Annotated in this window: 22 protein-coding genes; 16 read left to right on the top strand and 6 right to left on the bottom strand. The window is 63.0% G+C overall.

All coding sequences use genetic code 11. The features are described 5' to 3' along the window. Nucleotides 1-26: 26 nt before the first annotated feature. Nucleotides 27-1,832, bottom strand: a complete 1,806-nt coding sequence (locus GQB00_RS05545) for a GTPase (protein WP_165855478.1) — start codon at nt 1,830-1,832, stop codon at nt 27-29. A 312-nt stretch (nt 1,833-2,144) separates the two neighbouring features. Beyond that, entirely contained in the window at nt 2,145-3,176 is a 1,032-nt protein-coding gene (epmB, locus tag GQB00_RS05540; protein WP_165855477.1) for an EF-P beta-lysylation protein EpmB, read from the bottom strand. Nucleotides 3,177-3,221: 45 nt separating this feature from the next. On the opposite strand from epmB, the gene efp reads away from it, so the two are divergent. Then, nucleotides 3,222-3,797 (top strand): elongation factor P, encoded by a 576-nt coding sequence (efp, locus tag GQB00_RS05535; protein WP_111495679.1) that lies wholly within the window; start codon nt 3,222-3,224, stop codon nt 3,795-3,797. Between the two features lie 87 nt (nt 3,798-3,884). Continuing rightward, entirely contained in the window at nt 3,885-4,868 is a 984-nt protein-coding gene (epmA, locus tag GQB00_RS05530; protein ID WP_165855476.1) for an EF-P lysine aminoacylase EpmA, read from the top strand. A 13-nt stretch (nt 4,869-4,881) separates the two neighbouring features. Here epmA and asd read toward each other — a convergent pair whose 3' ends face one another. Together asd and GQB00_RS05520 are read right to left on the bottom strand one after the other, a co-directional pair. Further along, nucleotides 4,882-5,739, bottom strand: coding sequence for an archaetidylserine decarboxylase (gene asd / locus GQB00_RS05525; RefSeq protein WP_165855475.1), 858 nt, complete (start codon nt 5,737-5,739; stop codon nt 4,882-4,884). A gap of 5 nt (nt 5,740-5,744) precedes the next feature. Continuing rightward, on the bottom strand, nt 5,745-6,560 hold the full coding sequence (locus GQB00_RS05520) for a sulfurtransferase (RefSeq protein WP_111495682.1): 816 nt from the start codon (nt 6,558-6,560) through the stop codon (nt 5,745-5,747). A 388-nt stretch (nt 6,561-6,948) separates the two neighbouring features. On the opposite strand from GQB00_RS05520, the gene motA reads away from it, so the two are divergent. Beyond that, nucleotides 6,949-7,800 carry a flagellar motor stator protein MotA gene (gene motA, locus GQB00_RS05515; RefSeq protein ID WP_111495683.1) on the top strand — a complete coding sequence of 284 codons (852 nt, stop codon included), beginning with the start codon at nt 6,949-6,951 and terminating at the stop codon, nt 7,798-7,800. Nucleotides 7,801-7,827: 27 nt separating this feature from the next. After that, nucleotides 7,828-8,787: a flagellar motor protein MotB gene (gene motB, locus GQB00_RS05510; RefSeq protein ID WP_165855474.1), complete on the top strand. Its 960-nt coding sequence runs from the start codon at nt 7,828-7,830 to the stop codon at nt 8,785-8,787. Here the strand turns inward: motB and rsgA are convergent, their stop codons facing one another. Next, nucleotides 8,788-9,831 (bottom strand): small ribosomal subunit biogenesis GTPase RsgA, encoded by a 1,044-nt coding sequence (rsgA, locus tag GQB00_RS05505; RefSeq protein WP_165855473.1) that lies wholly within the window; start codon nt 9,829-9,831, stop codon nt 8,788-8,790. Between the two features lie 137 nt (nt 9,832-9,968). Here rsgA and orn point away from each other — a divergent pair, with 137 nt between their 5' ends. Further along, nucleotides 9,969-10,517 carry an oligoribonuclease gene (orn, locus tag GQB00_RS05500; protein WP_111495686.1) on the top strand — a complete coding sequence of 183 codons (549 nt, stop codon included), beginning with the start codon at nt 9,969-9,971 and terminating at the stop codon, nt 10,515-10,517. Here orn and queG read toward each other — a convergent pair. Then, the gene (queG, locus tag GQB00_RS05495; RefSeq protein ID WP_165855472.1) at nt 10,484-11,596 is read right to left on the bottom strand and encodes a tRNA epoxyqueuosine(34) reductase QueG; all 1,113 of its coding nucleotides are present in this window, start codon (nt 11,594-11,596) and stop codon (nt 10,484-10,486) included. The genes orn and queG overlap by 34 nt on opposite strands. Before the next feature lie 132 nt (nt 11,597-11,728). Between queG and GQB00_RS05490 the strand changes: the two genes are divergently transcribed. The 11 genes from GQB00_RS05490 (at nt 11,729) to GQB00_RS05440 (ending at nt 25,208) form a co-directional block, all read left to right on the top strand. Then, the gene (locus tag GQB00_RS05490) at nt 11,729-13,288 is read left to right on the top strand and encodes an NAD(P)H-hydrate dehydratase (RefSeq protein WP_165855471.1); all 1,560 of its coding nucleotides are present in this window, start codon (nt 11,729-11,731) and stop codon (nt 13,286-13,288) included. A gap of 94 nt (nt 13,289-13,382) precedes the next feature. After that, the gene (tsaE, locus tag GQB00_RS05485) at nt 13,383-13,913 is read left to right on the top strand and encodes a tRNA (adenosine(37)-N6)-threonylcarbamoyltransferase complex ATPase subunit type 1 TsaE (protein ID WP_165855470.1); all 531 of its coding nucleotides are present in this window, start codon (nt 13,383-13,385) and stop codon (nt 13,911-13,913) included. 36 nt (nt 13,914-13,949) lie between these two features. Beyond that, nucleotides 13,950-15,290, top strand: coding sequence for an N-acetylmuramoyl-L-alanine amidase (locus GQB00_RS05480; RefSeq protein WP_165856538.1), 1,341 nt, complete (start codon nt 13,950-13,952; stop codon nt 15,288-15,290). A 112-nt stretch (nt 15,291-15,402) separates the two neighbouring features. Continuing rightward, the gene (gene mutL, locus GQB00_RS05475) at nt 15,403-17,331 is read left to right on the top strand and encodes a DNA mismatch repair endonuclease MutL (RefSeq protein WP_165855469.1); all 1,929 of its coding nucleotides are present in this window, start codon (nt 15,403-15,405) and stop codon (nt 17,329-17,331) included. 3 nt (nt 17,332-17,334) lie between these two features. Next, entirely contained in the window at nt 17,335-18,342 is a 1,008-nt protein-coding gene (miaA, locus tag GQB00_RS05470) for a tRNA (adenosine(37)-N6)-dimethylallyltransferase MiaA (RefSeq protein ID WP_165855468.1), read from the top strand. Nucleotides 18,343-18,528: 186 nt separating this feature from the next. Next, nucleotides 18,529-18,780, top strand: a complete 252-nt coding sequence (gene hfq / locus GQB00_RS05465; protein ID WP_111495693.1) for an RNA chaperone Hfq — start codon at nt 18,529-18,531, stop codon at nt 18,778-18,780. A 139-nt stretch (nt 18,781-18,919) separates the two neighbouring features. Continuing rightward, complete coding sequence (gene hflX, locus GQB00_RS05460) at nt 18,920-20,215, top strand: ribosome rescue GTPase HflX (protein WP_165855467.1); 1,296 nt, start codon at nt 18,920-18,922, stop codon at nt 20,213-20,215. A gap of 173 nt (nt 20,216-20,388) precedes the next feature. Further along, nucleotides 20,389-21,585: an FtsH protease activity modulator HflK gene (gene hflK, locus GQB00_RS05455; protein WP_165855466.1), complete on the top strand. Its 1,197-nt coding sequence runs from the start codon at nt 20,389-20,391 to the stop codon at nt 21,583-21,585. Between the two features lie 2 nt (nt 21,586-21,587). Continuing rightward, entirely contained in the window at nt 21,588-22,472 is an 885-nt protein-coding gene (gene hflC / locus GQB00_RS05450; RefSeq protein ID WP_111495696.1) for a protease modulator HflC, read from the top strand. Nucleotides 22,473-22,684: 212 nt separating this feature from the next. Beyond that, complete coding sequence (locus GQB00_RS05445) at nt 22,685-23,872, top strand: ATP phosphoribosyltransferase regulatory subunit (protein WP_165855465.1); 1,188 nt, start codon at nt 22,685-22,687, stop codon at nt 23,870-23,872. A 37-nt stretch (nt 23,873-23,909) separates the two neighbouring features. Continuing rightward, the gene (locus GQB00_RS05440) at nt 23,910-25,208 is read left to right on the top strand and encodes an adenylosuccinate synthase (RefSeq protein WP_165855464.1); all 1,299 of its coding nucleotides are present in this window, start codon (nt 23,910-23,912) and stop codon (nt 25,206-25,208) included. The last annotated feature ends 63 nt before the right edge of the window (nt 25,209-25,271 follow it).

Here is a 25,271-nt window from a genome sequence, read left to right as displayed (position 1 = left end):
TAGACCGGCGTCACAGACTGTGAAGCTTACAGGGAAGGCCAGAGAGAGTCGAATTCATCCTCGCTGGTGCCGGACGCGGGGCCTGACGACGAACGCGGCTCCGATGGGGTGTTCGGTGTCTGCAGGCGCAGCTCGAACTGGCTGATGCTCCCGGTCGCGGACACCCGCTTCGACAGCTGCCCATTGTCCTCGCGATCACCCTGGCGCAGCACGATGCGGCTACCCTGCTGGAACGGCAGGCGTGGCGTGACCAGTGTCGGTGGCTGGCCGATGACCGCGACTTCCGGCAGCAGCAGGCCGCGCAGGAATTCGCTGCTGTTGCCAACCTTCTGGATCAGCCGGACGCCGCAGGGAGTGGCGCTCGGTGCCAGCAGTTCAATCCCGATCTGGGTGCCTTGCTGACGCAGCTGTCGAATCCAGCGAACCACCGCCACGCTCCAGGGGTGCTTGGGTTGCTCGCGGATGGCGAGCAGCTCACCGGCCTGGAGGGATGGCGGCATGTCGCCCGACCAACTGATGCAGTATCCGCCGGGGCTGGTGTTGACCAGCGGGGTCCGATAGGTGCGGGGGCGCTTGCTGGCTTCTTCGGTCTCCCGGGAACCGCCGGCTCCGCGGAAGGTGATGGGGGCGTCGGAGGCAGAGCGGAAATCGCCGGACGGGGACGCGTCATGGGCGTCTGCCCAGGCGTCGTTACGTCGTCGCGCCTGGCGGAGGAAATAGTTGTGGGCATCGTCCGACGGGCTTTCGCCGGTGGCTACGAACGTTTTGAACGACACTTCGCCGGCAATGTAGTAATGGGCCGCGGAAAGACCCACGGCGACTTCCAGCTCGCCCTTGGTCTCAATGCGTTTGTAGTTGCGCTTGGTCAGCACGCCAAAGGCCTGGGAAAGGTGCGTCAGCAGGTTGTCCGACACGGCCGCCGGCAGGGGGAGGTTCGCTTCGCTCGTCTTGTTCTTGCTGCTGCGGTTGTGCAGGACGTCGTTGATCTCTTCCGACAGGGCGACGGTATCCAGGCCGTAGCAATCGTCGGTGATGTCGTTGGCATCGACCAGGCTGGTGTAGATGGGGGCCGCGTCGCGTTCCATGTTGATCAGGAACTGGTTGCCGGCAACGTCGGATGAGCTCAGTTGTACCCGGTCCGCCCACGACTCGAACAGTTCGAAAACCTGGGTCAGCTCGCTCTGGCGTAACTGGTTGGCACGAGCGCAGCCCAGCAGCAGCAATCGAGTGTAGGCTTCGGCCACCGTGCTGCCGTCGTGGTGCTTCAGGGTGTCGTCCCCGACGGCGATATCGTGCAGGCGATGGGTCCGGCTGAAACGGAACACGCGATGGCACTCGAGCCAGCTGCGGGCCGGGCTCGGGCAGTAAAGCTGGTGCGCCCGCAGTATCGTGTACCCCAGGTCGCTGATGATGCGATGGCAGGCGGTGGCAACGGTCTGGCGATTCCGGTCGAGGGCTCCGGCGTCTACCAGTTCGGTCAGGGTGGTCTTGTAACCGTTGGCCAGGTGGAGCTGCAGTGCCTGGGACAGGTTGGCAATCTTGCGCTGTTTGTCCGGCAGGGCGATGGCCAGGCCGAGATAGTGCCGCGACAGTTCCTGGCACACGAAGTTGATGCGCGGCCGGATCTGCTCCAGCAACTGGAGTCGCTGCTGGGGCGGAATGATCAACTGATTCAGCTCAATGATGGCGTGATAGAGCTGGCGCGACGTTTCACCAATATTGGCAACCGGCAAGGCGCGGACCCACCGCCCGAACGCCTTGGGCGTCGCATCACAGAAAGACAGGTTGGCTATTTTCTGCTCGGGCAATGTCAGTTCGGGTTTTGACGTCATACCGTCTGTCCGGCTCCCTGCCTCGGGCGGTTGTTGTTTTTCAGCATCCCTGGTGGCGTCTTGGCGCTGGCGTTTGCTCTTCGATGAGCGACGCGAAAAAGGACGAAAAGTCATATCTTTATACACCTCGCCCTGACTTTAAAATAGCAAAGGCTTTGCAGAAAGCCAGAATGTCCCAAGTTGACATTGTTTGACAAAAAAGTGGCGTTCGGTGTCCCGGAATGGCTTTTTCTGGCCCGTCATGACGTGTTTCTTGACGCTTTTGCCGATCCGGGCATTTTAGCCCGGATCGGCAAAAAGGCGCGTCGCTGGCTACGGGTCAAGGGGCGTTTTGCTCGTTTTTCCGGGAATCTCGCGGACCAGTTTCGGCACGAGAAATCCGGGCAGTCTCTCCAGTAGCTCACGGGCAATCTGGCGCGCTCGCTCGTCGCTGACGTCGAAATGGGCGGCACCGGCGACCGGATCAAAGGCATGCAGATAGTAGGGCAGGATGCCGGCATCGAACAGGGTTTCACTGAGCTCGGCGAGAATTTCCGGGCGGTCGTTGACGCCTTGCAGAATGACGCTCTGGTTGAGCAGAGTTACACCGATATCGCGCAGTCGCGCCATGGCATCCCGCACGGCATCGTCGATTTCCCGCGGGTGGTTGATGTGGACCACCATCACAGTTTGCAGGCGCGTCCGTGACAGCCACTCGAGCAGGCGATCATCAACCCGTTGTGGAATCACCACCGGTAGCCGGGAATGGATGCGCAGCCGGCGCAGGTGGGGGATGGCTGCCAGGTCGTCGGCCCAGGCGGCAAGTCGATTGTCGTTGACCGCCAGCGGATCGCCGCCGCTGAAGATGACTTCGTTGATCTCCGGGCTCTCGCGCAGACTGGTCAGCGCTTCGGCGCGGGCGTCCGGCGACAATCGGTTCTCGCCGTAGGGGAAATGGCGACGGAAACAGTAGCGGCAATTGATGGCACAGGTGCCGGTTACCATCAGCAGGGCACGGCTTTGGTATTTGCGAATCAACCCCTGCTGTTGCATGTGGCTGGATTCGTCCAGGGGGTCGCTGACGAAACCGTCCCGCGAATGGATTTCCGCTTCCAGTGGCAGCACCTGGCGCAGCAACGGATCGTCCGGATTGCCGTATTCGATCCGTGACAGATAGGGGCGCGGCACGCGCAGCCCGAACAGTCGGTCGCCGGCGTGAGCGCCGGGGAGCAGGTCGCCGGGTAGCCCCAGTTCCTGCAGCAGCGCCTGGGGATTATTGACCGCCCGCGCCAGCTCCTGTTGCCAGGTCAAAGTGGGTTGCCGAAGATCACGGGCTTCTACCGGGGTGGGGGTTCGCTGTATCATGAGCCCCTTTGATTTCCCAACAGCACTATTTCAGGTGAGATTTTCATGGCTTCGTATTCTACCAATGAATTCCGCGGTGGTCTTAAGGTTTTGCTGGATGGCGATCCCTGCATCATGCTCGAGAATGAGTTCGTCAAGCCGGGCAAAGGTCAGGCCTTCAACCGCGTCAAGCTCCGCAACCTGATGACCAACCGGGTCTGGGAGCGCACCTTCAAATCCGGTGAGAGCCTCGAAGCGGCGGACGTCATGGACCAGGAGATGGAGTATCTCTACACCGACGGCGAATTCTGGCACTTCATGGCCACCGACGGCTCCTTCGAACAGCATCCGGCGGACGAGAAAGCTGTTGGGGATACGCTGAAATGGCTCAAGGAGCAGGACGTCTACACGGTTACCCTGTACAACGGCGCGCCGCTGACCGTGACCCCGCCCAATTTTGTCGAGCTGGAAGTGGTCGATACCGATCCGGGTATGAAAGGCGACACCGCTCAGGGCGGCTCCAAGCCGGCGACCCTGTCCACGGGCGCGGTTGTGAACGTTCCTCTGTTCATCACCATTGGCGAAGTACTCAAGGTCGATACCCGCAGTGGTGAGTACGTCAGCCGGGTCAAAACCAACTGATCCGCCCTGTCGGTGCATGCGGTTTCCTGCGGGAAGCCGCGTCGCCGGTTGATCTCAGACCTTCCTCGAATCTTGAACCCGCACGACATGACTGATTCCCCATCCTGGCCACCGACCGCGTCCCTGCGGGCGCTGCGCGAGCGTGCGCGACTGCTGGCTCATGTCCGCCAGTTCTTCGCCGAGCGCGCTGTGCTGGAAGTGGAGACCCCCGTGTTGGCGCGACATGGCGTGTCCGACCTGCATCTCGATTGCGTCACCGCCCGATTGTTGCCGGTAGCCGGCTGCGGCGGTGGCGGCGAGGCTTTTTTGCAGACCTCGCCCGAGTACCACATGAAACGCCTGCTGGCGGCGGGGAGCGGGCCGATCTACCAGGTTTTCCGGGCGTTTCGCGACGGTGAGCGGGGGGTGCGTCACAATCCCGAGTTCTCGTTGCTGGAGTGGTATCGGCCGGATTTCGACGATCAGGCCCTGATGGACGAGGTGGCGGCTCTGGTGTGCGGCTGGCTCGACCTGCCGGAGCCGGAACGCCTGACCTACCGCGAGGCCTTCCTGCGTTATGCGGGGCTGGATCCGTTTACCGTGAGCCTGATCGAACTTCGGGGCCGGGTGGCGGCGTTGGCGGGTGACGCGGCATTCGCCGACTCACTGGATCGCGACGCCTGCCTCGATGTGATCATGACGCACCAGGTGGAACCTGCACTGGAAAGCGTGCCGGCGGTGTTCATTCACGATTATCCGGCCAGTCAGGCGGCCCTGGCGCGGGTGCGGGACGTGGACGGTCATCGGGTGGCGCATCGTTTCGAGCTTTACCTGGATGGCCTTGAATTGTGTAACGGCTATTGGGAACTGACCGACGCCGACGAGCAGCGCCGGCGTTTCGAGGCGGACAACGCCTTGCGCCGGCAACATGGCAAGCCGGAGATGGCTCTGGATGAAGCGCTGCTGGAGGCGCTGGCGGCGGGTATGCCGGATTGTGCCGGGGTCGCGTTGGGGCTGGATCGTCTGCTGATGCGGGCCCTGGGGACCCGCGATATCAGTGATGTGCTGGCGTTTCCGATCGAGCGGGCCTGAGTCGCCCGCCTGATCAGTCGTCGCGCTGGCCGATGGGGCGTCCCATACGCAGGACGGTTTCGGCCTGCAGGTTATCCGACCAGCTCATGCTGTTTTTGGGCATCAGCAGGACGACGGTTGAGCCCAGGCGGAAACGGCCCATTTCCTCGCCCTTTTCGAATCGGATCGGCTCTTCCGCCGAATAGTCCACGCTGCTGACCTTGCCGGTGCCGGGCGCGACGACGCCCGCCCAGGTGGTTTCCACGCTGCCAACAATCATGGCGCCCACCAGCACCATCGCCATCGGCCCCCATTCGGTATCGAAAATCGCCGCCACGCGCTCGTTGCGGGCGAACAGGTTGGGCACGTTGGCGGCGGTGACCGGGTTGACCGAGAACAGGCGGCCGGGCACGTACACCATTTCCCGCAGCGTGCCTGCCAGCGGCATGTGGATGCGGTGGTAATCCTTGGGAGCCAGATAGATGGTGGCAAACTGGCCGTCCTCGAACGGGGCGGCGCGCTCGGCATCGCCGCCGAGCAGCTCGTTCAGGCTGAAGGTCTGTCCCTTGGCCTGGAATACACGCCCGTCGGCGATCGTGCCCAGTTGGCTGATGGCGCCGTCCACCGGGCTGGTCATCACTTTCGCATCGTCATCAACCGGGCGCAGGCCGGGCTTGAGCGCGCGGGTAAAGAAGTCATTGAAGCTGGCGTAGGCGGCTGGGTCGGCATCGACCGCCTCGGACATGTCCACGCCATAGCGCTCGATGAACCAGCGCACGACCCGGTCCTTGAGTGCCGGAACCCGGTCGTTGTCTGCCAGGCGTCCGGCCAGCCGGGACAGGCCGAGCTGGGGCGCCAGGTACTGGCTCATGACAAAGAGCTTTTCTTGCATCGGGATTACGTCTCCACGGGAGTATCGGGGTGGTTGCCCCATTCGGCCCAGGATCCGGCGTAGGCGCGGACCTTCGGGTAACCGAGGTATTTGGCAACCAGGTAAGTCAGGCCGGACCGGTGGTGGGTCTGGCAGTGAGTGATCAGTGTTCGGGATGGCTTGAAGCCGTGCTGTTCCAGCAGTTCACGCAGTTCGGCATCGGGCTTGAGTCGCAACTCCCGGGTGGTGTCCATCAACTGGGTCCACTCCAGGTTGTGGGCGCCCGGTATGTGTCCCGCCTTGGCGGCGGCGATGCGCTGACCGTAGTATTCCCCGGGCGAGCGCGCGTCCCAGATGACCTGGTCCGGGGAGTCGAGTCCCTTGAGCACTTCGTCCAGCGTGGCCGTTGGTTCCGGGCGGATGATGATCGGGTAGTGGCCAGGCTGCGGATCCGGTACGTCGGTGGTCAGCTCCCGCTCCTCCGCCTGCCAGGCCAGCCAGCCACCGTTCAGGTAGCTCGCGTGCTCGTGACCGATGCAGTCCAGCAGCCAGATAAAACGACCGGCCCAGCCACCGCCTTCGTCGTCGTACACCACCACGGGTTTGTCGGGCGTCAGGCCGATCCGGGCGGTCAGCTCCTGCAGGGCTTCCACCGTGGGCAGCTTGCCCGGCGCCGGCGGGTAGCCCAGCAGCGTTTCCTGGGGGTGCACATAGACCGCACCCGGAATGTGGCCGCTGGCGTAGCGCTCCGGATGGCACAGGTCGATGATGAGGATGTCCTCCTCGTTATCGATCAGTGACGCCAGGGTGTCTGTTTCAATCACCAGGGGCAGGTCGGGCATGGTTGCTCTCGCAGTCCGTATCGTTGGTCAGTGATGCGGCATCTTAACAGATTGGCGACGAGTCGCGGGGGGAGGATAGACCGGGTTGTGCAGGGGCGCATTTTTCGCGCTCAATGCCGGCTCTTGCTATGATTCTGAAAAATTTCCGGTCCAACGGACGCTCAAGCTGGCGCCGTTCGTGCCGATATGCAGGAAAGTGCTGGAATGGCTCCGGAATCTTTTTCGACATTCCGGGGGCTCCTCAACAGGCGCCAGGGCACGACCGGTGTCAGCGGGGCCAGCGTTCACCTTTCCCGTCAAATCGTATCCGCGTGCCAGGGGCTGAATCCCGGCAGTACCGGCTATCGGGCCGGGCGGGCAGGCTAGAAATAGAGGCAGTTAGCAGCAAATGGCATTAATCCTCGGTGCAATCATAGTCGCGGCCAGTGTGCTGGGCGGTTTTGTGCTGTCCAAGGGGCAGCTGATGGCCCTGTGGCAGCCGCTCGAAGTGCTGATCATCTTCGGCGCGGCCATCGGCGCCTTCATCATTTCCAACCCGATGCACACCATCAAGGAAACGATTTCCGGGATGCTGCGGTTGCTGACCGGTTCGCCCTTCAACAAGGCCTTCTACCTGGATCTGCTCAGTCTGCTCTACGACCTGTTCGACAAGTCGCGCAAGCAGGGCGTAATGGCCATCGAGGAAGACATCGATAATCCCGGTGAAAGCCAGATCTTCACCAGCTATCCGGCGGTGATGAAGTCGAAGAAACTGCTGAATTTCATTACCGACTACATGCGCATCATCAGCTCCGGCAACATGGCGCCCCACGAACTCGAAGGGTTGATGGACAAGGAGCTGGACAATCGCGAGCATGAGCTGCACGAGCCGTCCCACGCCGTCGCCAAGGTGGCGGACGCCCTGCCAGGGCTGGGGATCGTGGCGGCCGTGCTGGGGATCGTGATCACCATGAGTCTGCTGGGCGGTCCGCCGGAGATGATCGGTCAAAAGGTGGCCGCGGCGCTCGTCGGTACCTTCCTGGGGATCTGGATGGGCTATGGCTTTGTCGGGCCCACCTCCACCGCTATGGAACACCAGGCCCAATACGAACTGCGCGCCTACGAATGCGCCAAATCCGCCATCCTGGCGACGGTCGCCGGACAGGCCCCGCAGATGGCCATCGAGTTTGGCCGCAAGGCGCTGCCCAGTGACAAGCGGCCGGAGTTCCAGGAGCTCAACGATCATGTCCGCTCCAAGTAAGCCGCTGGCTGGTTACTGAGGTTCGCCGTGGAAGAACAGCCGATCATCGTCAAACGGGTCAAGAAGGTTTCCGGCGGCCATCACGGTGGCTCCTGGAAGGTAGCCTTTGCCGACTTCGCGACGGCCATGATGGCCTTCTTCATGGTGATGTGGCTCACCATGACTGCAACGCCGGAAGAGAAGCAGGCGATTTCCGGCTACTTCAAGGATCCGGTGGGTTTCACCGAGGCGGCCAGTCGCAACCCCATCGATCTGGGCGGCAGTGCGTCTGTGGTTGATGCGTCCACGGCCGATGTCGCCGACTCCGAGGTTCGTCTGGAAGACCAGACCATCGAGGAGTTGGCGGATACCCTGGAGCAGCGCCAGATGCAGGAGCTCTTCCAGGATCTCCAGGAGCAGATCGAGAGCAGCGAGACCCTGCAGAAGTTCAAGGATCAGCTGCTGATCGATATCACCGACGAAGGGCTGCGAATCCAGATCGTCGACCGCTCCCAGCGTCCCATGTTCGACAGTGGCAGTGCGCGCCTGAAGTACTACTCGCAGGATATCCTGTTCGAACTGGCCAAGCCGCTGGGCCAGGTCCAGAACAAGCTCAGCATCACCGGTCACACGGACGCCACACCGTTTGTGGGTCGTCCCGGCTACACCAACTGGGAGCTGTCGGCAGATCGCGCCAATACCGCCCGACGCGCGCTGGTGGCCGGCGGTGTGCGCTCCGGGCAGATCGGTCGGGTGGTCGGGCTGAGCGATTCGGTGCTGTTCGACAAGGACAACCCGCGGGCGCCGGTCAATCGCCGCATCGCGATCATCGTCCTCAACAACAAGACGGTGCAGGAAATGCAGTCGGATTCCGGTGCCGGTGCGCAGCCGGTCATCGACCTGACCGAGCCGTCCGAGGCCGAGTCCGACGCGGCCCTGGACCAGCTCAGGTCAGGCGATTGGTACGATCCCCAGCCCGAGGCCGATCCCGACGAGGTGAACTGGTAGTCAGCCGGGCTGCTGCCAGTCCGAATTCTCCATTTCCGTATAGATGCGGCGGAAGCTCTGCATACGCTCCGGGCTGATGTCGCCCCTGGCTTCGGCTTCCAGCAGGGCGCAGCCGGGTTCGGCCTGATGCCGGCAGTTGCGGAAGCGGCAGGTGCCGATCAGCGGCCGGATTTCCCGGAAGCCGTACTCCAGGTGCTCCGGATCCATATGCCAGAGACCAAACTCGCGGATGCCCGGTGAGTCGATCAGGTCGCCGTTGCCCAGGTGAAACAGGCGGGCGGTGGTCGTGGTGTGTACGCCCTTGCCAGTGCTTTCGGACACGTCGCCCACGCGAATGCTGTTGTCCTGCAGCAGACGGCGAATGATGGACGATTTTCCCACGCCCGACTGGCCGACGAACACGCTGGTTCGGTCCTTCAGCAGACGCTCAATGGTGGAGTCCTCTTCCGGGGCATGGTGCACCGAGGTCTGCTCGACCTGGTAGCCCAGTCCCCGATAGCGCTCCAGCAGGGCATTGATCGCCGAGCGATTGTCGTCGCTGAGCAGGTCCGTCTTGTTGAGCAGCAGGACGGGGGTGATGTCGCAGTTCTCCGCCGCCACCAGATAGCGGTCGACCAGGTTGTCGTGCGGCTCCGGTTCCGGCGCGATGACCAGGATGATGTGATCGATGTTGGCGGCGACGGGCTTGAGCTGGCCAAATTTGTCAGGGCGTTGCAGCAGGCTGTCCCGGTCCTGGAGCGCGACGATAACGCCCAGGTCGTCGGCACCGGGGCGCCAGATCACGCGGTCGCCCGTGACCAGCGGGCCCAGATTGGTGCGCACGTGGCAGCGGGTGATCTCGCCGCGCTGCTCGCCTTCAAGCACTTCCACGTCGATCTGTTTGCCGAAGTGGGCAATGATCAGCCCGCTTTGCTCGTCCCCCAGCTCGCCCGACTGCAGTTTGCGGTCAATGTCCCGTTCCCTTCGTGAGGCGCGGGCGGCGCGCTCTTCCTGGATTTTCTCGATGCGCCATTTCTGCTGCTTGTTGAGCCGACGTTTTGCCATGGGTCGTGTCTTTGCCTGCTGGAGTTTCTGCCTGTCCGGCTAAATGTGCCATCATTGGCAGCCTGGTTGGCGCCGATTATACGGGGCCAGCGCCCGGCAATCACACCGTATTACCCAAATCTGCAGGAGTAACCATCATGGCCGCAGCCGATCGACTGGTATGGATCGATCTGGAAATGACCGGGCTCGACCCGGATCAGGAACGGATCATCGAAATCGCCACCATCGTGACCGATTCCGACCTCAATACGATCGCCGAGGGACCGGTGCTGGCCATTAACCAGCCGGACAGCCTGCTCGACAGCATGGATGAGTGGTGCACGCGGACGCACGGCGAAAGCGGTCTGACCCAGCGGGTCAAGGAAAGCGATCTGTCGGAGGCGGACGCCGAGCGCCAGACGATTGATTTCCTTGAGCAGCACCTCGAAGCGGGTCAATCCCCCCTGTGCGGCAACAGCATCGGCCAGGACCGCCGCTTCCTGGTGCGCTACATGCCGGCCCTGGAGGCTTTTTTCCACTACCGCAACCTGGACGTGAGCACCATCAAGGAGCTGGCCCGCCGCTGGCGTCCGGACGTCCTGGCGGGGGTGAAAAAGAAGGGGACTCACCTGGCCCTGGATGACATCCGCGACTCCATTGACGAGCTGCGGCATTATCGTGAACAGTTCTTCCGTCTGGAACCGTAATCGACGTCAGCGGCGCCTAAGTCAGCAACCCCATGCCGCCTGAGCGCCCAGTGCACATGCTCCCGAACCAGTTCCGAGGGATGGTTGGCCCTGTGTTTCAGCGCCTCGATCACCGGAATGGTTGACGGGGCGTTGCCCAGCCCCACCGCCAGGTTGCGCAGCCAGCCCTCGTAGCCCGTGCGGCGGATGGCCGAGCCTTCGGTGCGCTTGAGGAAATCCGCCTCGGTCCACAGGAACAGTTCTGCCAGCTCGCTGTTGTCCAGGTGGTGTCGGGGCTGGAAGTCGTCCTTGTCGCTGGGCTTGCTGAACTTGTTCCAGGGGCAGACCAGTTGGCAGTCGTCGCAGCCGAATACGCGGTTGCCCATCAGCGGGCGCAGTTCTTCCGGGATGGATCCTTTCAGCTCGATCGTCAGATAGCTGATGCAGCGTCGGGCATCCAGTTGGTGCGGGCCGACGAAGGCGTCCGTAGGGCAGACCTGGAGGCAGGCGGAGCAGCTGCCGCAGTGTTCGGTCGCAAACGGTGGGTCCACCGGCAGGGGCGCGCTGGTAAAGATCTCGCCAAGAAAGAAAAACGAGCCCGCCTTGGGATTGATCAGCATCGTGTTCTTGCCGATCCAGCCCAGACCCGCGCGCTGTGCCAGAGCGCGTTCCAGTACCGGGGCGCTGTCGACGAAGGCGCGATGCTGGTGACCTTCCAGGGCGTCGTCGATACGCTTGGCGAGTTGCGCCAGGCGTTTGCGAATCAGCTTGTGGTAGTCGCGCCCGAGGGTGTAGCGGGACAGATAGGCCTTTTCCGGATTCTTCAGGATCCGGGCGGGGCTGTCCGGTGACGGCAGGTAGTCCATGCGCAGGGAAATCACCCGGGCGGTGCCCGGTACCAGCTCCGCGGGGGTATAGCGCTTGCGGCCATGGTCGGCCATATAGCTCATTTCGCCGTGGCGCCCCGCCGCCAGCCAGCGCTGCAGGTGCGCGCCATGCTCGCCGGTTTCCGGGTGGGTGATGCCCACGGCCTGGAAGCCGAGTTCGTTCGCCCAGTCATGTATTTGCCGGGCGAGGCTGTCGAGGCTTTCGGTTAACATTGATTAAGTTATGACCTTTTGAATCGTTTTGCTATGCTTAACAGTCATCTGGCCCGATGACTTCAACCGGATTCTGTCCCGGGGCGCACAGGAATCCCGGCGGCCGCATTGACGACCCAAGGAAATAGGCCCATGAGCGCGACGGCTACCGCCAGTTTACCAGACAGACTCTACGCTGCGGATGGTGTACAGGCTCTGGATCGCTGTGCCATCGATGAGCACGGGGTGCCCGGTTACGACCTGATGCAGCGTGCGGCCCGCAGCGCCTTTCGCCAGTTGGTCCGGCATTGGCCGATGGCCCGCTCGGTACTGGTGTTGTGCGGCGCCGGCAATAACGGCGGCGACGGTTACCTCGTCGCTGACGCGGCGCACCGCCAGGGGTTTTCGGTTCGCTGCGTGGCGGTCTCCGATCCGGCGCGCCTGAAAGGCGACGCGCGCACGGCCTTCGAATCCGCCACCGCCAACGGCGTGAGCCTGGCCCAGTGGGGGCGGGACGCTGACGCCGACCAACTGGACGACTGGCTGAAGCAGGCGGACGTGACGGTGGATGCCCTGTTGGGTACGGGTATTACCGGTCGCTTGCGGGCGCCCTTCGATCAGGTGATCGCCTGCGTTCGCCGCAGCGGCTGCGCGGTCCTCGCGGTGGACGTGCCGTCCGGCCTGGATGCCACCAGCGGCTGGATTGAGACCGATGCGGTGGAAGCAACGGCGACCGTCACCTTTATCGGACTCAAGGCGGGGCTGCTGACCGGCCGTGGGCCGGACGTCTGCGGTGACCTGTTGTTCGATGATCTGGGGGTTCCCGGGGCCATCTATGATGCGGTGCCCGCCATCGCGCAGCGGGTGGACTGGAACCGGGTCGCCGGCCATTTGCCCGCCCGGCGACGGGGCGCCCACAAGGGGGATTGCGGCCGCCTTCTGGTGGTGGCCGGGGATCAGGGGTTTGGCGGGGCAGGCCTGCTCGCGGCCGAGGCTGCGGCCCGCACCGGGGCTGGTCTGGTGACGCTGGCAACCCGCCCCGACTATGTGGGCGCAGCCCTGGCTCGCTGCCCCTCGCTGATGGTTCGAGGGGTGGAGCACGGCAACGAACTGGCGCCGCTGGTTTCCGGTGCCGATGTCATTGTGTTCGGACCGGGTGCCGGTCAGGGTGCCTGGGGCCAGCAGATGCTGCAGCAGGTACTGACTTTCGATGGCCCGCTGCTGGTGGACGCCGATGGCCTGAACCTGATGGCCAGTCGCGCCGTCGACCCACGCGATAGCTGGATTCTGACGCCACATCCGGGGGAAGCGGCCCGGCTGCTGGAGTGCGATAACCGCGCCATTGGCCGCGATCGCCTGGCGGCGGTCAACGCACTGCAGGCACGCTATGGCGGCGTTGCGTTGCTCAAGGGGGCCGGCACGCTGGTCCAGGCCGATGCCCTGGATCTTCCGGTGTTGGTACAGGGTGGTAATCCGGGTATGGCCACCGGCGGGATGGGTGACGTGCTTTCGGGTATCATTGGCGCCCTGGTGGCGCAGGGGTTGCCTGCCGCGCAGGCTACGGTGCTGGGCGCCAGCCTGCACGCCGAGGCGGCGGACCGTGCTGCCCTGGAAAAAGGCTTCATGGGCCTGTTGCCGATGGACCTGATCGACCGGCTGCCGTCGGTGTTGGGCGAAGCCGAGGGCGTGTTGATTCCGCTGGGCTATCGATAGCTGGCAGTAGCCGGACGCCGGTGGCTGGATCGGCGACGCGAAACGAATAATCATCAACGTTGACGAAGAGGGCCGGGCAGGCCGAAGAGGTTGAATGGCTGTGACTGGGGTGGACAAGACACCCGCCGGTGAGGCGGTCCTAACCGTCCGTCTGGCGGACGAGGCGGCGACACAGCGCCTGGGTGCTTTGATGGCCGGAGCCATCGGCGCGTCCGGCGAGGGCTGCGTGTTGCACCTGAGCGGCACGCTGGGGGCGGGCAAGACCACCTTCAGTCGAGGCTTTATCCAGGCCATGGGCCATGAAGGCGCCGTGAAGAGCCCGACCTACACGCTGGTGGAACCCTACGACACCCTGCAGCCGCCTGTTTATCACTTCGATCTCTATCGGCTGGGTGACCCCGAAGAGCTTGAGTACATGGGGATCCGGGACTACCTGGAAGATCAGGTGATCTGCCTGATCGAATGGCCCGAGCAGGGTGAAGGCGTGCTGCCGGCGGCGGATTGCGCCATCAGCCTGGCGGTAGCGGGTAGCGGCCGGGAAGCGAAACTGGTGGCGGCCTCGGCCCGTGGCCGACGCCTGCTTGAGGCCGTCGGCGGAGCAATCTCCGCACATCGGCCCGACTGACTGAACGACAAGGAACGCAGCAGAGTGAAGACTGAAATGCGGCACATCCTCGACAGGACGGTTCCATGGCTACTGGCCGGGCTGCTGTGCCTGGCCGGCACCGCTCAGGCGCAGACCCGCGTGGAAGGGGTTCGCATCTGGCCGGCGCCCGACCATACGCGGCTGGTGCTTGATATGGGCAGCGAAGTGGATCATTCCATTTTCTCGTTGGCAAATCCGTCTCGCCTGGTGATTGACATCAAGAACACCCGACTGGATACCAGCTTCAGCAAGCTGGACCTGTCCGGTAGCCCGATCCAGCGCATTCGCAGTGCCCCACGGCATGGCGATGACCTGCGCGTGGTGCTGGACCTCAAGCGCGACGTCAAACCACGTAGCTTCCAGTTGGAGCCCAACGCCGAGTACGGAAACCGCCTGGTAGTGGACCTGATTCAGGAGGGCGCCGAGCGCAACGAGCCGTCCAAGCCGGTGTTGTCGGAGAACCGTGATGGCAAGCGCGATATCATCGTCATGATCGACGCCGGCCACGGCGGGGAGGACCCCGGCGCGAGCGGCCCCAGCGGCACCCACGAGAAGGATGTGGTCCTTCCCCTGGCGCGCAAGCTCAAGGCGATTATCGATGCCCAGCCGGGCTTCACCGCACGTCTGACCCGGGATGGCGACTACTACATCGGGCTGCGTCAGCGGATCTTGCTGGCCCGCAAGCAGAATGCCGACCTGTTCGTGTCGATCCACGCCGATGCGTTCCGTACGCCGCAACCGCGTGGGGCCTCGGTGTTTGCTTTGTCCCGCCGTGGCGCCACCAGTGAAACCGCACGCTGGCTGGCCCGCAACGAGAACCGTTCCGACCTGATCGGCGGGGTTGGCGGCGTATCGCTGGACGACAAGAACGAGGTTCTGGCCGGTGTGCTGCTGGACCTGTCCATGACCGCCAGCATCAATGCCAGCGTCGGGGTGGGGGACCACGTCCTGAAGAACCTGGGGCATGTGGCCAGGCTGCACAAGCATGGCGTTGAACAGGCGGCGTTCGTGGTGCTCAAGTCGCCTGACATCCCGTCGATCCTGGTGGAAGCCGGGTTTATTTCCAACCCGCAGGAAGAGCGCAACCTGAAGTCGGCGGCCTATCGCAGCAAGCTGGCCCACGCGATCTGGGAAGGCGTTGACTCCTATTTCCGCGATACGCCACCGCCTGGGACGCTGCTGGCCTGGGAGAAGCGGAACGGGCAGGGGATGGCGTCCTATCGCATCCAGCGGGGCGATACCCTCTCCGCCGTGGCGCGCCGCAACGCCACGACGGTCAACCGCATCAAGGAGTTGAATAACCTGTCCAGCGATCAGGTGATGGTCGGTCAGACGATCAAGATCCCGGCGTCCTGAAGCGGGGGATCTCCGCGCCCCGCATCGAGACCCTGAGACAGGACGCCCGTCTCTGTTATCATGACGCGCTTACGCCACCGACCCATGCCACTGACAGAGGCGCCGCGTCCCCATGTCCGAAATCCGACTGCTCAGTCCCCGTCTCGCAAACCAGATCGCCGCCGGTGAGGTCGTCGAACGTCCGGCGTCGGTGGTCAAGGAGCTGGTTGAGAACGCCCTGGACGCGGGAGCCGATCGTGTCGAGGTTGAAGTGGAGCAGGGCGGCGTCAAGCTGATCCGCGTGCGGGATACGGGTGTTGGTATTGCCGAGGCAGAGCTGCCGCTGGCGTTGAGCCGGCACGCCACCAGCAAGATCGCTGACCTGGACGATCTGGAAGCGGTGGCGTCGCTGGGTTTTCGCGGTGAAGCACTGGCCAGTATCAGTTCGGTCTCCAGGCTGTCGCTGACGTCGCGTACGGTGGATACCGAAGCCGCGTGCCGGGTGGAAGTTGAAGGGCGTGATATGGATGCCCGGGTATCGCCGGCCGCTCATCCCGTGGGCACCACTGTCGAGGTGCGGGATCTTTTCTTCAACACACCGGCGCGACGCAAGTTCCTGCGGACCGAAAAGACCGAGTTCGGGCATATCGAGGAGTGCGTCCGCCGTCAGGCGCTGGCGCGCTTCGAGACCGGTTTCACCCTGCGTCATAACCAGCGCGGCATTCAGAGCCTGCGCCCGGCCATGACGCCGCTGGACCGTGAGCGCCGGATCGGCTCCCTGTGCGGTCAGCAGTTTATCGACAACGCCGTTGTCATCGACGCCGAGGCGTCCGGGCTGCGTCTGTGGGGGTGGGTGGCGCTGCCCACCTTTTCCCGCAGTCAGTCGGACTTGCAGTACTTCTTCGTCAACCACCGGGTGATCCGCGACCGGCTGGTGGCCCACGCGGTGCGCCAGGCCTACCGGGACGTGCTCTACAACAACCGGCACCCGGCGTTCGTGCTTTACCTGGAACTGGATCCGGCCAACGTGGACGTCAACGTCCATCCCACCAAACATGAGGTGCGCTTCCGTGATGGCCGGCTGGTGCACGACTTTATCTTCCGCACGCTGCATCGGGCGCTGGGTGAAGTTAAACCACAGGATCATATGCATGGCGCGGTCGCCCAGTCGTTGAGCCGCGAGGCGACCTATGGCGGTGCCGCTCCTGCTGGCAGCGAAGGCGCAGCAGCGCCGGTGAGTCATTCCCCGGCCGGATTCGGTGGCAATGGCAACGAGGGCATTGGCTACCACGCCGGTCAGCAACGGCCGGTGGGCTGGCAGTCGGACGACCAGATGGCGTTCTACCAGTCCCTGAACGGTGGCGGCGGCATGACGTCTGCGACGCCCGCCGAGGCAGGCGTCCAGGCCAGCGTTGCCGAGGCGCCCGCACCGTTCACGGCGCAGCCAGCGCCGACGCCACCGCAATCCGATGGCACCGAACCACCGTTGGGCTACGCCATTGCCCAGTTGCACGGCATCTACATCCTGGCGCAGACCAGCCAGGGCATGATCGTGGTGGATATGCACGCCGCCCACGAGCGGATTACCTACGAGCGCATGAAAATCGCGCTGGACGCGCAGGATCTCAAGAGCCAGCCGCTGCTGGTGCCGCTGACCCTGGCCGTAAGCCAGCGCGAGGCCAGCATCGCCGAATCGCACGTCGACGAGCTGCAAGCGGTGGGGCTGCAGATAGAGCGCATGGGACCGGAAACCCTGGTGGTGCGCCAGATCCCGGCGCTGCTGCGGGGCGCGGACACCGAGCAACTGGTGCGGGATGTGGTGTCGGACCTGGTGGAGCACGGCCAGTCGGATCGGGTCAAGGCCGTGACCAACGAACTGCTGGGGACCATGGCCTGTCACGGTTCGGTGCGGGCCAATCGCCAACTGACCATTCCCGAGATGAACACCCTGCTGCGCGACATGGAGGCCACGGAACGCAGTGGCCAGTGTAACCACGGTCGTCCGACCTGGACCCTGGTCACCCTGGGTGAGCTGGACAAGCTCTTCCTGCGCGGACGCTGACCCATGCCGACTGACCCATCGCTACCCCCGGCGATTTTCCTGATGGGGCCGACGGCGGCCGGCAAGACCGACCTTGCCCTGGCCCTCTGCCAGGTTCTCCCGTGCGAGATCATCAGTGTCGACTCGGCCATGATCTACCGCGGCATGGATATTGGCACGGCCAAACCCAGCACCGAGGAACTGGCGCAGGCGCCGCATCGCCTGATTGATATCTGCGATCCGGCCGATACTTATTCGGCCGCCGACTTTCGCACCGATGCCCTGCGCGAGATGGATGAGATCACGGCCCGGGGCCGCATTCCACTGCTGGTGGGTGGCACCATGATGTATTTCAAGGCGCTGCTGCACGGGATGTCCGATCTGCCGTCAGCGGACCCGGCGCTGCGGCGTCAACTTGAGGCGCGGGCCGAAAGCGAGGGCTGGGCGGCTCTGCATGAGGAACTTCGTCAGAAAGACCCGGTCGCAGCAGAGGCGATTCATCCGAATAACCGGCAGCGGGTCTTGCGCGCGTTGGAGGTGGTGCTGCTCACCGGGCAACCCATTTCCGCCGCCTGGGCCGCCGACCGTGGTACGTCCGGGGACGTGGATTACCCGTATTTAACGCGTTGGCAGGCAGACGATTCAGGGGCGCTTCCGTATAATGTTATCCAGCTATCGATTGCGCCGGGCAATCGATCGGTGCTGCACGAGCGAATCCGGTTGCGCTTCGGCAAGATGCTGGATATGGGGTTTGCTGACGAGGTGAGAGCGCTCAGGCGCCGGCCGGATCTGCACCCCGGGTTGCCGTCCATTCGCTGTGTCGGTTATCGCCAGGCCTGGGCCTGGCTGGATGGGGAGGTGGATTACGACACCTTTGTCGAAAAAGGCGTCGCCGCCACCCGGCAGTTGGCCAAGCGTCAACTGACCTGGCTGCGCAAATGGCCGGATGTGGCCTGGATCGACAGTGGGGCGTCAGGTTCTTTGAAGCGCGCCTTGAAAATCCTCGAATCCCGCACCACATTGATTAAGTGACCGGCGCTCAATGAGCTCCGTTCGCCCAGCCGGCTTCGAAACAGCCGGCGCCCATTGATCAGCCCCGACAGGAAGCGTGCCGACAGTCGGGATTGATCGGGAGTCCGCCGGCAGGTGGTTTTCGCAACGGAACTCCGCTTCTTCTAATACCAGACGATCTGCGATTAAAAAAACAGGAGAATTAACATGTCAAAAGGGCATTCTTTACAAGACCCTTACCTCAATGCACTGCGCAAGGAGCGCATTCCGGTTTCCATCTTCCTCGTCAACGGGATCAAGCTTCAGGGCCAGATCGAGTCATTCGATCAGTTCGTGATCCTGCTGAAGAATACGGTAAGCCAGATGGTGTACAAGCATGCCATTTCCACGGTCGTGCCTGCCCGTAATGTTCGTATTCCGCAACAAAGTGCCGTTGGCGAGGGTGAAGGCGAAGCCTGATCCCCTCGACCAATGCGACGGCAGCCGGCATGCCTGATGGTGCCGGCTGCCTTCCTTATATGCCCGCAATCTGCCACAGTGGGCCTCCCGGCCCAGGCTGGGCTATCCTAATTGCAAATCTTTCCGGAGAACCATCTCCTTGTTTGAGCGTCCTGACGTCGGTGAGCGCGCTGTCATCGTTCACGTCGAATTTTCATCACACAACGAATCCGAGGATCTGGGAGAATTTACCGAACTGGTACGGTCGGCCGGCGTCGAGACGGTCGACACGGTAACCGGCTCCCGCAATCAACCCAGCCCGCGCCTGTTTGTCGGTGAAGGCAAGCTCGACGAGATTCGTGCGGCCATTCACGGCGCCGAGGCGGACGTTGTTCTGTTTAATCATGCCCTCAGCCCCAGCCAGGAGCGTAACCTGGAGCGGGAACTCAAGTGCCGTGTGCTGGATCGCACGGGCGTGATTCTCGATATCTTTGCCCAGCGCGCCCGCACCCATGAAGGCAAGCTGCAGGTGGAGCTGGCGCAACTGGATCACATGGCCACCCGGCTGGTTCGGGGCTGGACTCACCTGGAGCGACAGAAAGGCGGTATCGGCCTGCGCGGTCCGGGTGAAACCCAGCTGGAAACCGACCGTCGACTGCTGCGCGCGCGCATCAAGGCGATCCACAAGCGCCTCGACAAGGTTCGTCGCCAGCGTAACCAGGGGCGTCGTGCGCGCAAACGGGCGGATATTCCAACCGTCTCCCTGGTGGGCTACACCAACGCCGGCAAGTCCACGCTGTTCAACCACATCACCACCGCGTCGGTTTATGCCGCGGACCAGTTGTTCGCCACGCTTGACCCGACCCTGCGTCGCCTTGAACTGCCGGATATCGGGCCGGTGGTCATGGCCGACACGGTGGGTTTCATTCGCCACCTGCCACACAAGCTGGTCGAAGCCTTCCGGGCGACCCTTGAGGAAACCACCGAAGCGTCGTTGCTGCTGCATGTTATTGATTGCGCAGACGAACGTCGGGATGAGAATATCGAGCAAGTGGAAGATGTCCTGCTGGAAATCGGTGCTCATGAGGTCCCGGTGCTCCAGGTCTTCAACAAGATCGATCTGCTGGACGATTTCACGCCGCGTGTCGACCGCAACGAGGATGGCGTACCGGTTCGTGTCTGGGTATCGGCCATGACCGGCGCCGGCATCGAGCAACTTTTCGATGCGGTGGTCGAGCGCCTGGCGGAGGATATCCTGCAGTTCTCGATACTGCTGGGACCGCGGGATGGTAAGCTGCGGGCACTGCTGCACGAGGCCGGCAGCGTACTCAGCGAAGAGTACCTGGACAACGGCGACGCCCAGGTTGAAGCACGCCTTGAATCCCGGGACTGGCATCAGCTGCTGAGTCGGGCCGGTGTCAGCCCGGACGAGATTCGCTATGCCCCGGTCGACTGATCGCCGTATATAACGAATTATCGCGAATAACGGACACAGCCTAGAAAAGACAACGTACAAGTAGGGGAGCCGCAGCGTAAAAGCCGCGAGGTTCCGGGCTGTTGGTGTTGCCCGGGGCCGCATTAATCCCTAGTATTTGCAGCCATTCGATGAGATTGCGAACGGAGAGCATTATGGCCTGGAATGAACCGGGTGGTAACCGGAATGACAACGATCCCTGGGGCAGCGGGGGCCGGCGCGGTGGCGACCAGGGGCCACCCGACCTGGACGAAGCGCTGCGCAAGGGGCTGGACAAGCTCAATAAGCTGCTTGGTGGCAAGAAGGGCGGCGGCATGTCCGGCGGTTCCGGCAACGGCGGAAGCAGCAGTGGCTTTGGTGCCGTGCTGGCGATTCTGGGCATCCTGATCGTCGGCTACGTGGTTTACCAGTCGTTCTACACGGTCGACGAGCAGGAGCGGGCTGTCGTGCTGCGCTTCGGCAAGTACCACACCACCGAAAATCCGGGCCTGCGTTTCAAGGTCCCCGTCATTGATAACGTCACCAAAGTCCGCGTCACCAACGTCCGGACAGCCGAATCCCAGGGGCAGATGCTGACCCAGGACGAGAACCTGGTGTCCGTTGACCTGCAGGTCCAGTACCGGGTGGAGAACGCCCGCGATTACGTGCTGAACGTGCGCGATTCCAACCAGGCCCTGGCGTTTGCGACCGACAGTGCCCTGCGCCACGAAGTGGGCAGTGCCGGCCTGGACGAAGTCCTGACCGAGGGGCGTGCCGCTCTGGCGATTAACGTCGAACAACGCCTGCAGAACTTCCTGCAGAGCTACGGTACCGGCCTGCAGATCGTCAAGGTGAACGTCGAGAGCACCCAGCCGCCGTCCGCGGTCCAGGAAGCCTTCCGCGAGGTACAGCGGGCCAAGGAAGACGAGCAACGTCTTGTCGAGGAAGCGGAAACCTACCGCAACAAGGTGGTTCCCGAGGCTCGCGGTCGCGCCCAGCGCATGATCGAGGAGGCCAATGCCTACAAGGAAGAAGTGATCGAGAAGGCCAATGGTGAGACCGCCCGCTTTGTGCAGTTGCTGAACGTCTACCAGCGGTCACCGTCGGTCACCCGTGATCGTATGTACCTTGATACCATGCAGAACGTGTTCGCCAATACCAGCAAGGTGCTGGTCAACACCGAGAACAGCAACAACATGATGTACCTGCCGTTGGACCGTCTGGTTGGCCAGCGCAGCAACACTGACAGCAGCGGCGCCGCCAGCTCGTCCGATGTGTCCGGTTCCAACACCGATATCGACCAGCTGACTGATCAGGTGCTGGATGAGATCCGGCTGCGTAGCAACAACTCAAGTGTGCGGAGGGGGCGTTAATCATGAGTCCTAAAGCTGTTCTCGGACTGGCCGGCGCGCTGATTGTTGTGCTGATCGTGTCGTCCAGTGTGTACATCATCCCGGAAACCCATCGCGGCGTGCTGCTGCGTTTCGGGGAGCTGATTGAAACCGACATTCCGGCAGGCCTGCACTTCAAGGTGCCGGTGATCGACCAGGTGCGGGAATTCGACGTGCGGGTCATGACCAATGACCTGCCGGCGCGTCAATACCTGACCATCGAGAAAAAACCGCTGGACGTGGATTCCTACATTGCCTGGCGCATCCAGGACGTGGACCAGTACTACCGGGCGACCGGCGGCGATGAGCTGAACGCCATTTCCCTGCTGTCTTCACGGGTCGACAACGGCCTGCGTGACGAGTTTGGTGTGCGTACCATGCACGAAGTGGTGTCCGGCCAGCGTGATGAGCTGATGGAGAAGCTGGTCACTCGCATCGACGAGACCCTGATCGACGAACTGGGCGTCAAGGTTCTGGACATTCGGGTCAAGGCCATCGAGCTGCCGCAGTCGGTCAGCGAAAACGTCTATCGCCGCATGCGCACCGAGCGCGAGAAGCTGGCGCAGGAGTTCCGCTCCCGCGGTCGCGAGCTGGCCGAAGGCATCCGCGCCGACGCCGACCGCCAGCGTACCGTGGTGCTGGCGGAGGCCTATTCCAAGGCGGAAACCACTCGTGGTGAAGGCGATGGCGAGGCGGCGAGCATCTACGCCGATGCCTACCAGGCGGACGAAGAGTTCTACCGTTTCTATCGCAGCCTGACGGCCTACGAGAAGACGTTTACCAACAAGGATGACATCATGGTCATCGACTCCAACAGCGATTTCATGCGCTATATGGAGAACCTGCAGGGTACCGGGGCTAACCGGTAAGCCTGAGGTCGATATGAAAACCGGAGTGCCAGCGCGCGCTCCGGTTTTTTTGTGCCCGGCAAATGTGTAGAATTGCCGGGTTTTGTGGTCCTTTTCCTGTAAGGCCCATCGACATCCTGCTGCGACCCGCCTGATGGCTGGACAGAGCGGCAGGACCCCCTAAATTCTGTAGCCTGTACCTGCGGGCAAAAAGAACGGATTTTTAGCGACTCATGACAGCATCCGACCGCTGGTTACTGCCTGATGGTGTGGAGGATATCCTGCCGCCACTGGCGGGCAGAATCGAATCCCTGCGTCGAGAGCTCATGGATACGTACCAGCGCTGGGGTTTCCAGCTGGTCATCCCGCCTCTGATCGAGTATCTCGAATCCCTCTTCACCGGAACCGGCAACGACCTGGCCCTCCAGACCTTCAAACTGACGGATCAACTGACCGGGCGTATGATGGGTGTACGTGCCGATATGACGCCCCAGGCTGCGCGTATTGATGCGCATACCCTGCGTCAGGACGGCGTGACACGCTTATGCTATGCCGGACATGTCCTGCACACGCGTCCGCAGCACATGCTGACCGGTCGCACGCCGATCCAGGCCGGTTGTGAATTGTTCGGCAGTGCTACGGCCGCGGCGGACGAAGAAGTCATCCGCCTGATGCTGGAGACCTTGCGTATTGCGGGTATTCCGAAGGTACACCTGGATCTGGCGCACGTGGCGATCTATCAGTCACTGATTTCCGATGCGGATCTGGACCGGGACACCGAGCGGGCCATTTTCGACGCCATGCGTCGCAAGTCCATTCCCGAGCTGGACGAGCTGTTGGGCGATAGCCAGGACGGCACGCCGGCGGCTCGCTTGCGCGCCCTGGCCCGGCTGAGTGGCGGCGTCGAGGTGCTGGACGAGGCGCGGACGGTGCTGAGTGGTGCCTCGGAGGCAGTCCTGCACGCGCTGGATGAGTTGACTCGTATGGCCGATGCGCTGGCAGTTGCGTTCCCGGAAGTCGAACTGGGCTTCGATTTCTGTGAACTGCGGGGATACAACTATCACACCGGACTGGTGTTCGCGGCCTACGCGCCAGGGCACGGTCAGGCGGTGGCCCAGGGCGGGCGTTATGACGCCATCGGCCGCGATTTCGGCCGGCCGCGCCCGGCCACCGGCTTCAGTGCCGACGTCCGGGCACTGGTGGCCTTGGGGCAGCGCGCCGATCGGGGCGAGCGCGACGTAATCTGGGCACCGGTCAGCGACGATCCGGAGCTTGCCACGGCAGTCGCCGAGTTGCGCCGGACCGAGACAGTGCTGCAGGCGCTGCCGGACGATTCAGACGCGTCTCCGGCAGCCCGTGGCTGTCGCCGACAGTTGGTAAAACGTGACGGCCAGTGGGTCGTCGAGTCTTTAAACGGATAAGGGCGTCCGCGTCAGTCGGACGAAATGAGAGAGCATCATGGGTAAGAACGTCGTCGTACTCGGCACCCAGTGGGGTGATGAAGGCAAGGGCAAGATCGTGGACCTGCTCACGGACCAGGCGGCCGCGGTGGCCCGCTTCCAGGGCGGACACAATGCCGGCCACACGCTGGTCATCGAAGGCAAGAAGACGGCACTGCACCTGATTCCTTCCGGTATCCTGCGCGAACACGTCACCTGCCTGATCGGCAACGGCGTGGTGCTGTCGCCGGAAGCGCTGCTCAAGGAAGTTCGCGAGCTGGAAGACAGCGGTGTCGACGTGCGCAGCCGGCTGCGCGTGAGTCTGGCGTGTCCGCTGATCCTGCCGACCCATATCCGCATTGACCTGGCTCGTGAAAAAGCCCGCGGTAACGACAAGATCGGCACCACTGGGCGTGGTATCGGGCCGGCCTACGAAGACAAGGTGTCCCGCCGTGGTCTGCGCGTCGGCGACCTGTGTGATCCGGCCAAGTTTGAAGCCAAATTGCGCGAGATCATGAAGTTCCATAACTTCGTGCTGACCGAATACTACGGCGAGGAGCCGGTGGACGTGGACCAGGCCCTGCGGGACCAGCTCAAGATGGGCGAGGAAATCCTGCCGATGGCCGCCGATGTCACCGATATCCTGCACGACCTGCGCAAGAAGGGTGAGCACATCATGTTCGAGGGCGCCCAGGGCTCCCTGCTGGACATCGATCTCGGCACCTACCCGTATGTCACTTCATCCAATACCACCGCGGGCGGTACCGCCACCGGCAGTGGTTTCGGTCCGCTGTTCCTGGACTACGTCCTGGGGATCACCAAGGCCTACACCACCCGCGTTGGGGCCGGCCCGTTCCCGACCGAGCTGTTTGACGACTTCGGCCGTCACCTGGCAGAGAAGGGCAACGAGTTTGGCACCACCACCGGTCGCGCCCGTCGCTGTGGCTGGTTCGATGCCGTAGCCCTGCGCCATGCTATCCAGATTAACAGCGTGTCCGGCATTTGCCTGACCAAGCTGGACGTGCTCGATGGCCTGGACACCGTCAAGGTGTGCGTCGGCTACAAGACCCCGAACGGCGAGATCCAGCGTCCGCCCATCGGCTGCGACGACTTTGCCGGTATTGAGGCGGTCTACGAGGAGCTGCCGGGCTGGAAGGAGAGCACCGTTGGGCTGACCAGCCTCGACCAGCTGCCGGAGAACGCCAAGGCCTACATCCGCTTCCTGGAACAGCAGATTGAGGCGCCCATCGACATCATCTCCACCGGTCCGGACCGCGTAGAGACCATCGTGATGCGTCATCCGTTCGGCGATAACTAAGGTGTCATTGGTGCCCTGCGGGGTACTGGGGCCACAACGAAAAAAGGCGAAGCGTTCTTGGCG

Source organism: Marinobacter sp. JSM 1782161, assembly GCF_011421605.1.
GTDB lineage: Bacteria > Pseudomonadota > Gammaproteobacteria > Pseudomonadales > Oleiphilaceae > Marinobacter_A > Marinobacter_A bohaiensis.
This window is presented reverse-complemented; position numbering and strand designations above follow the sequence as displayed.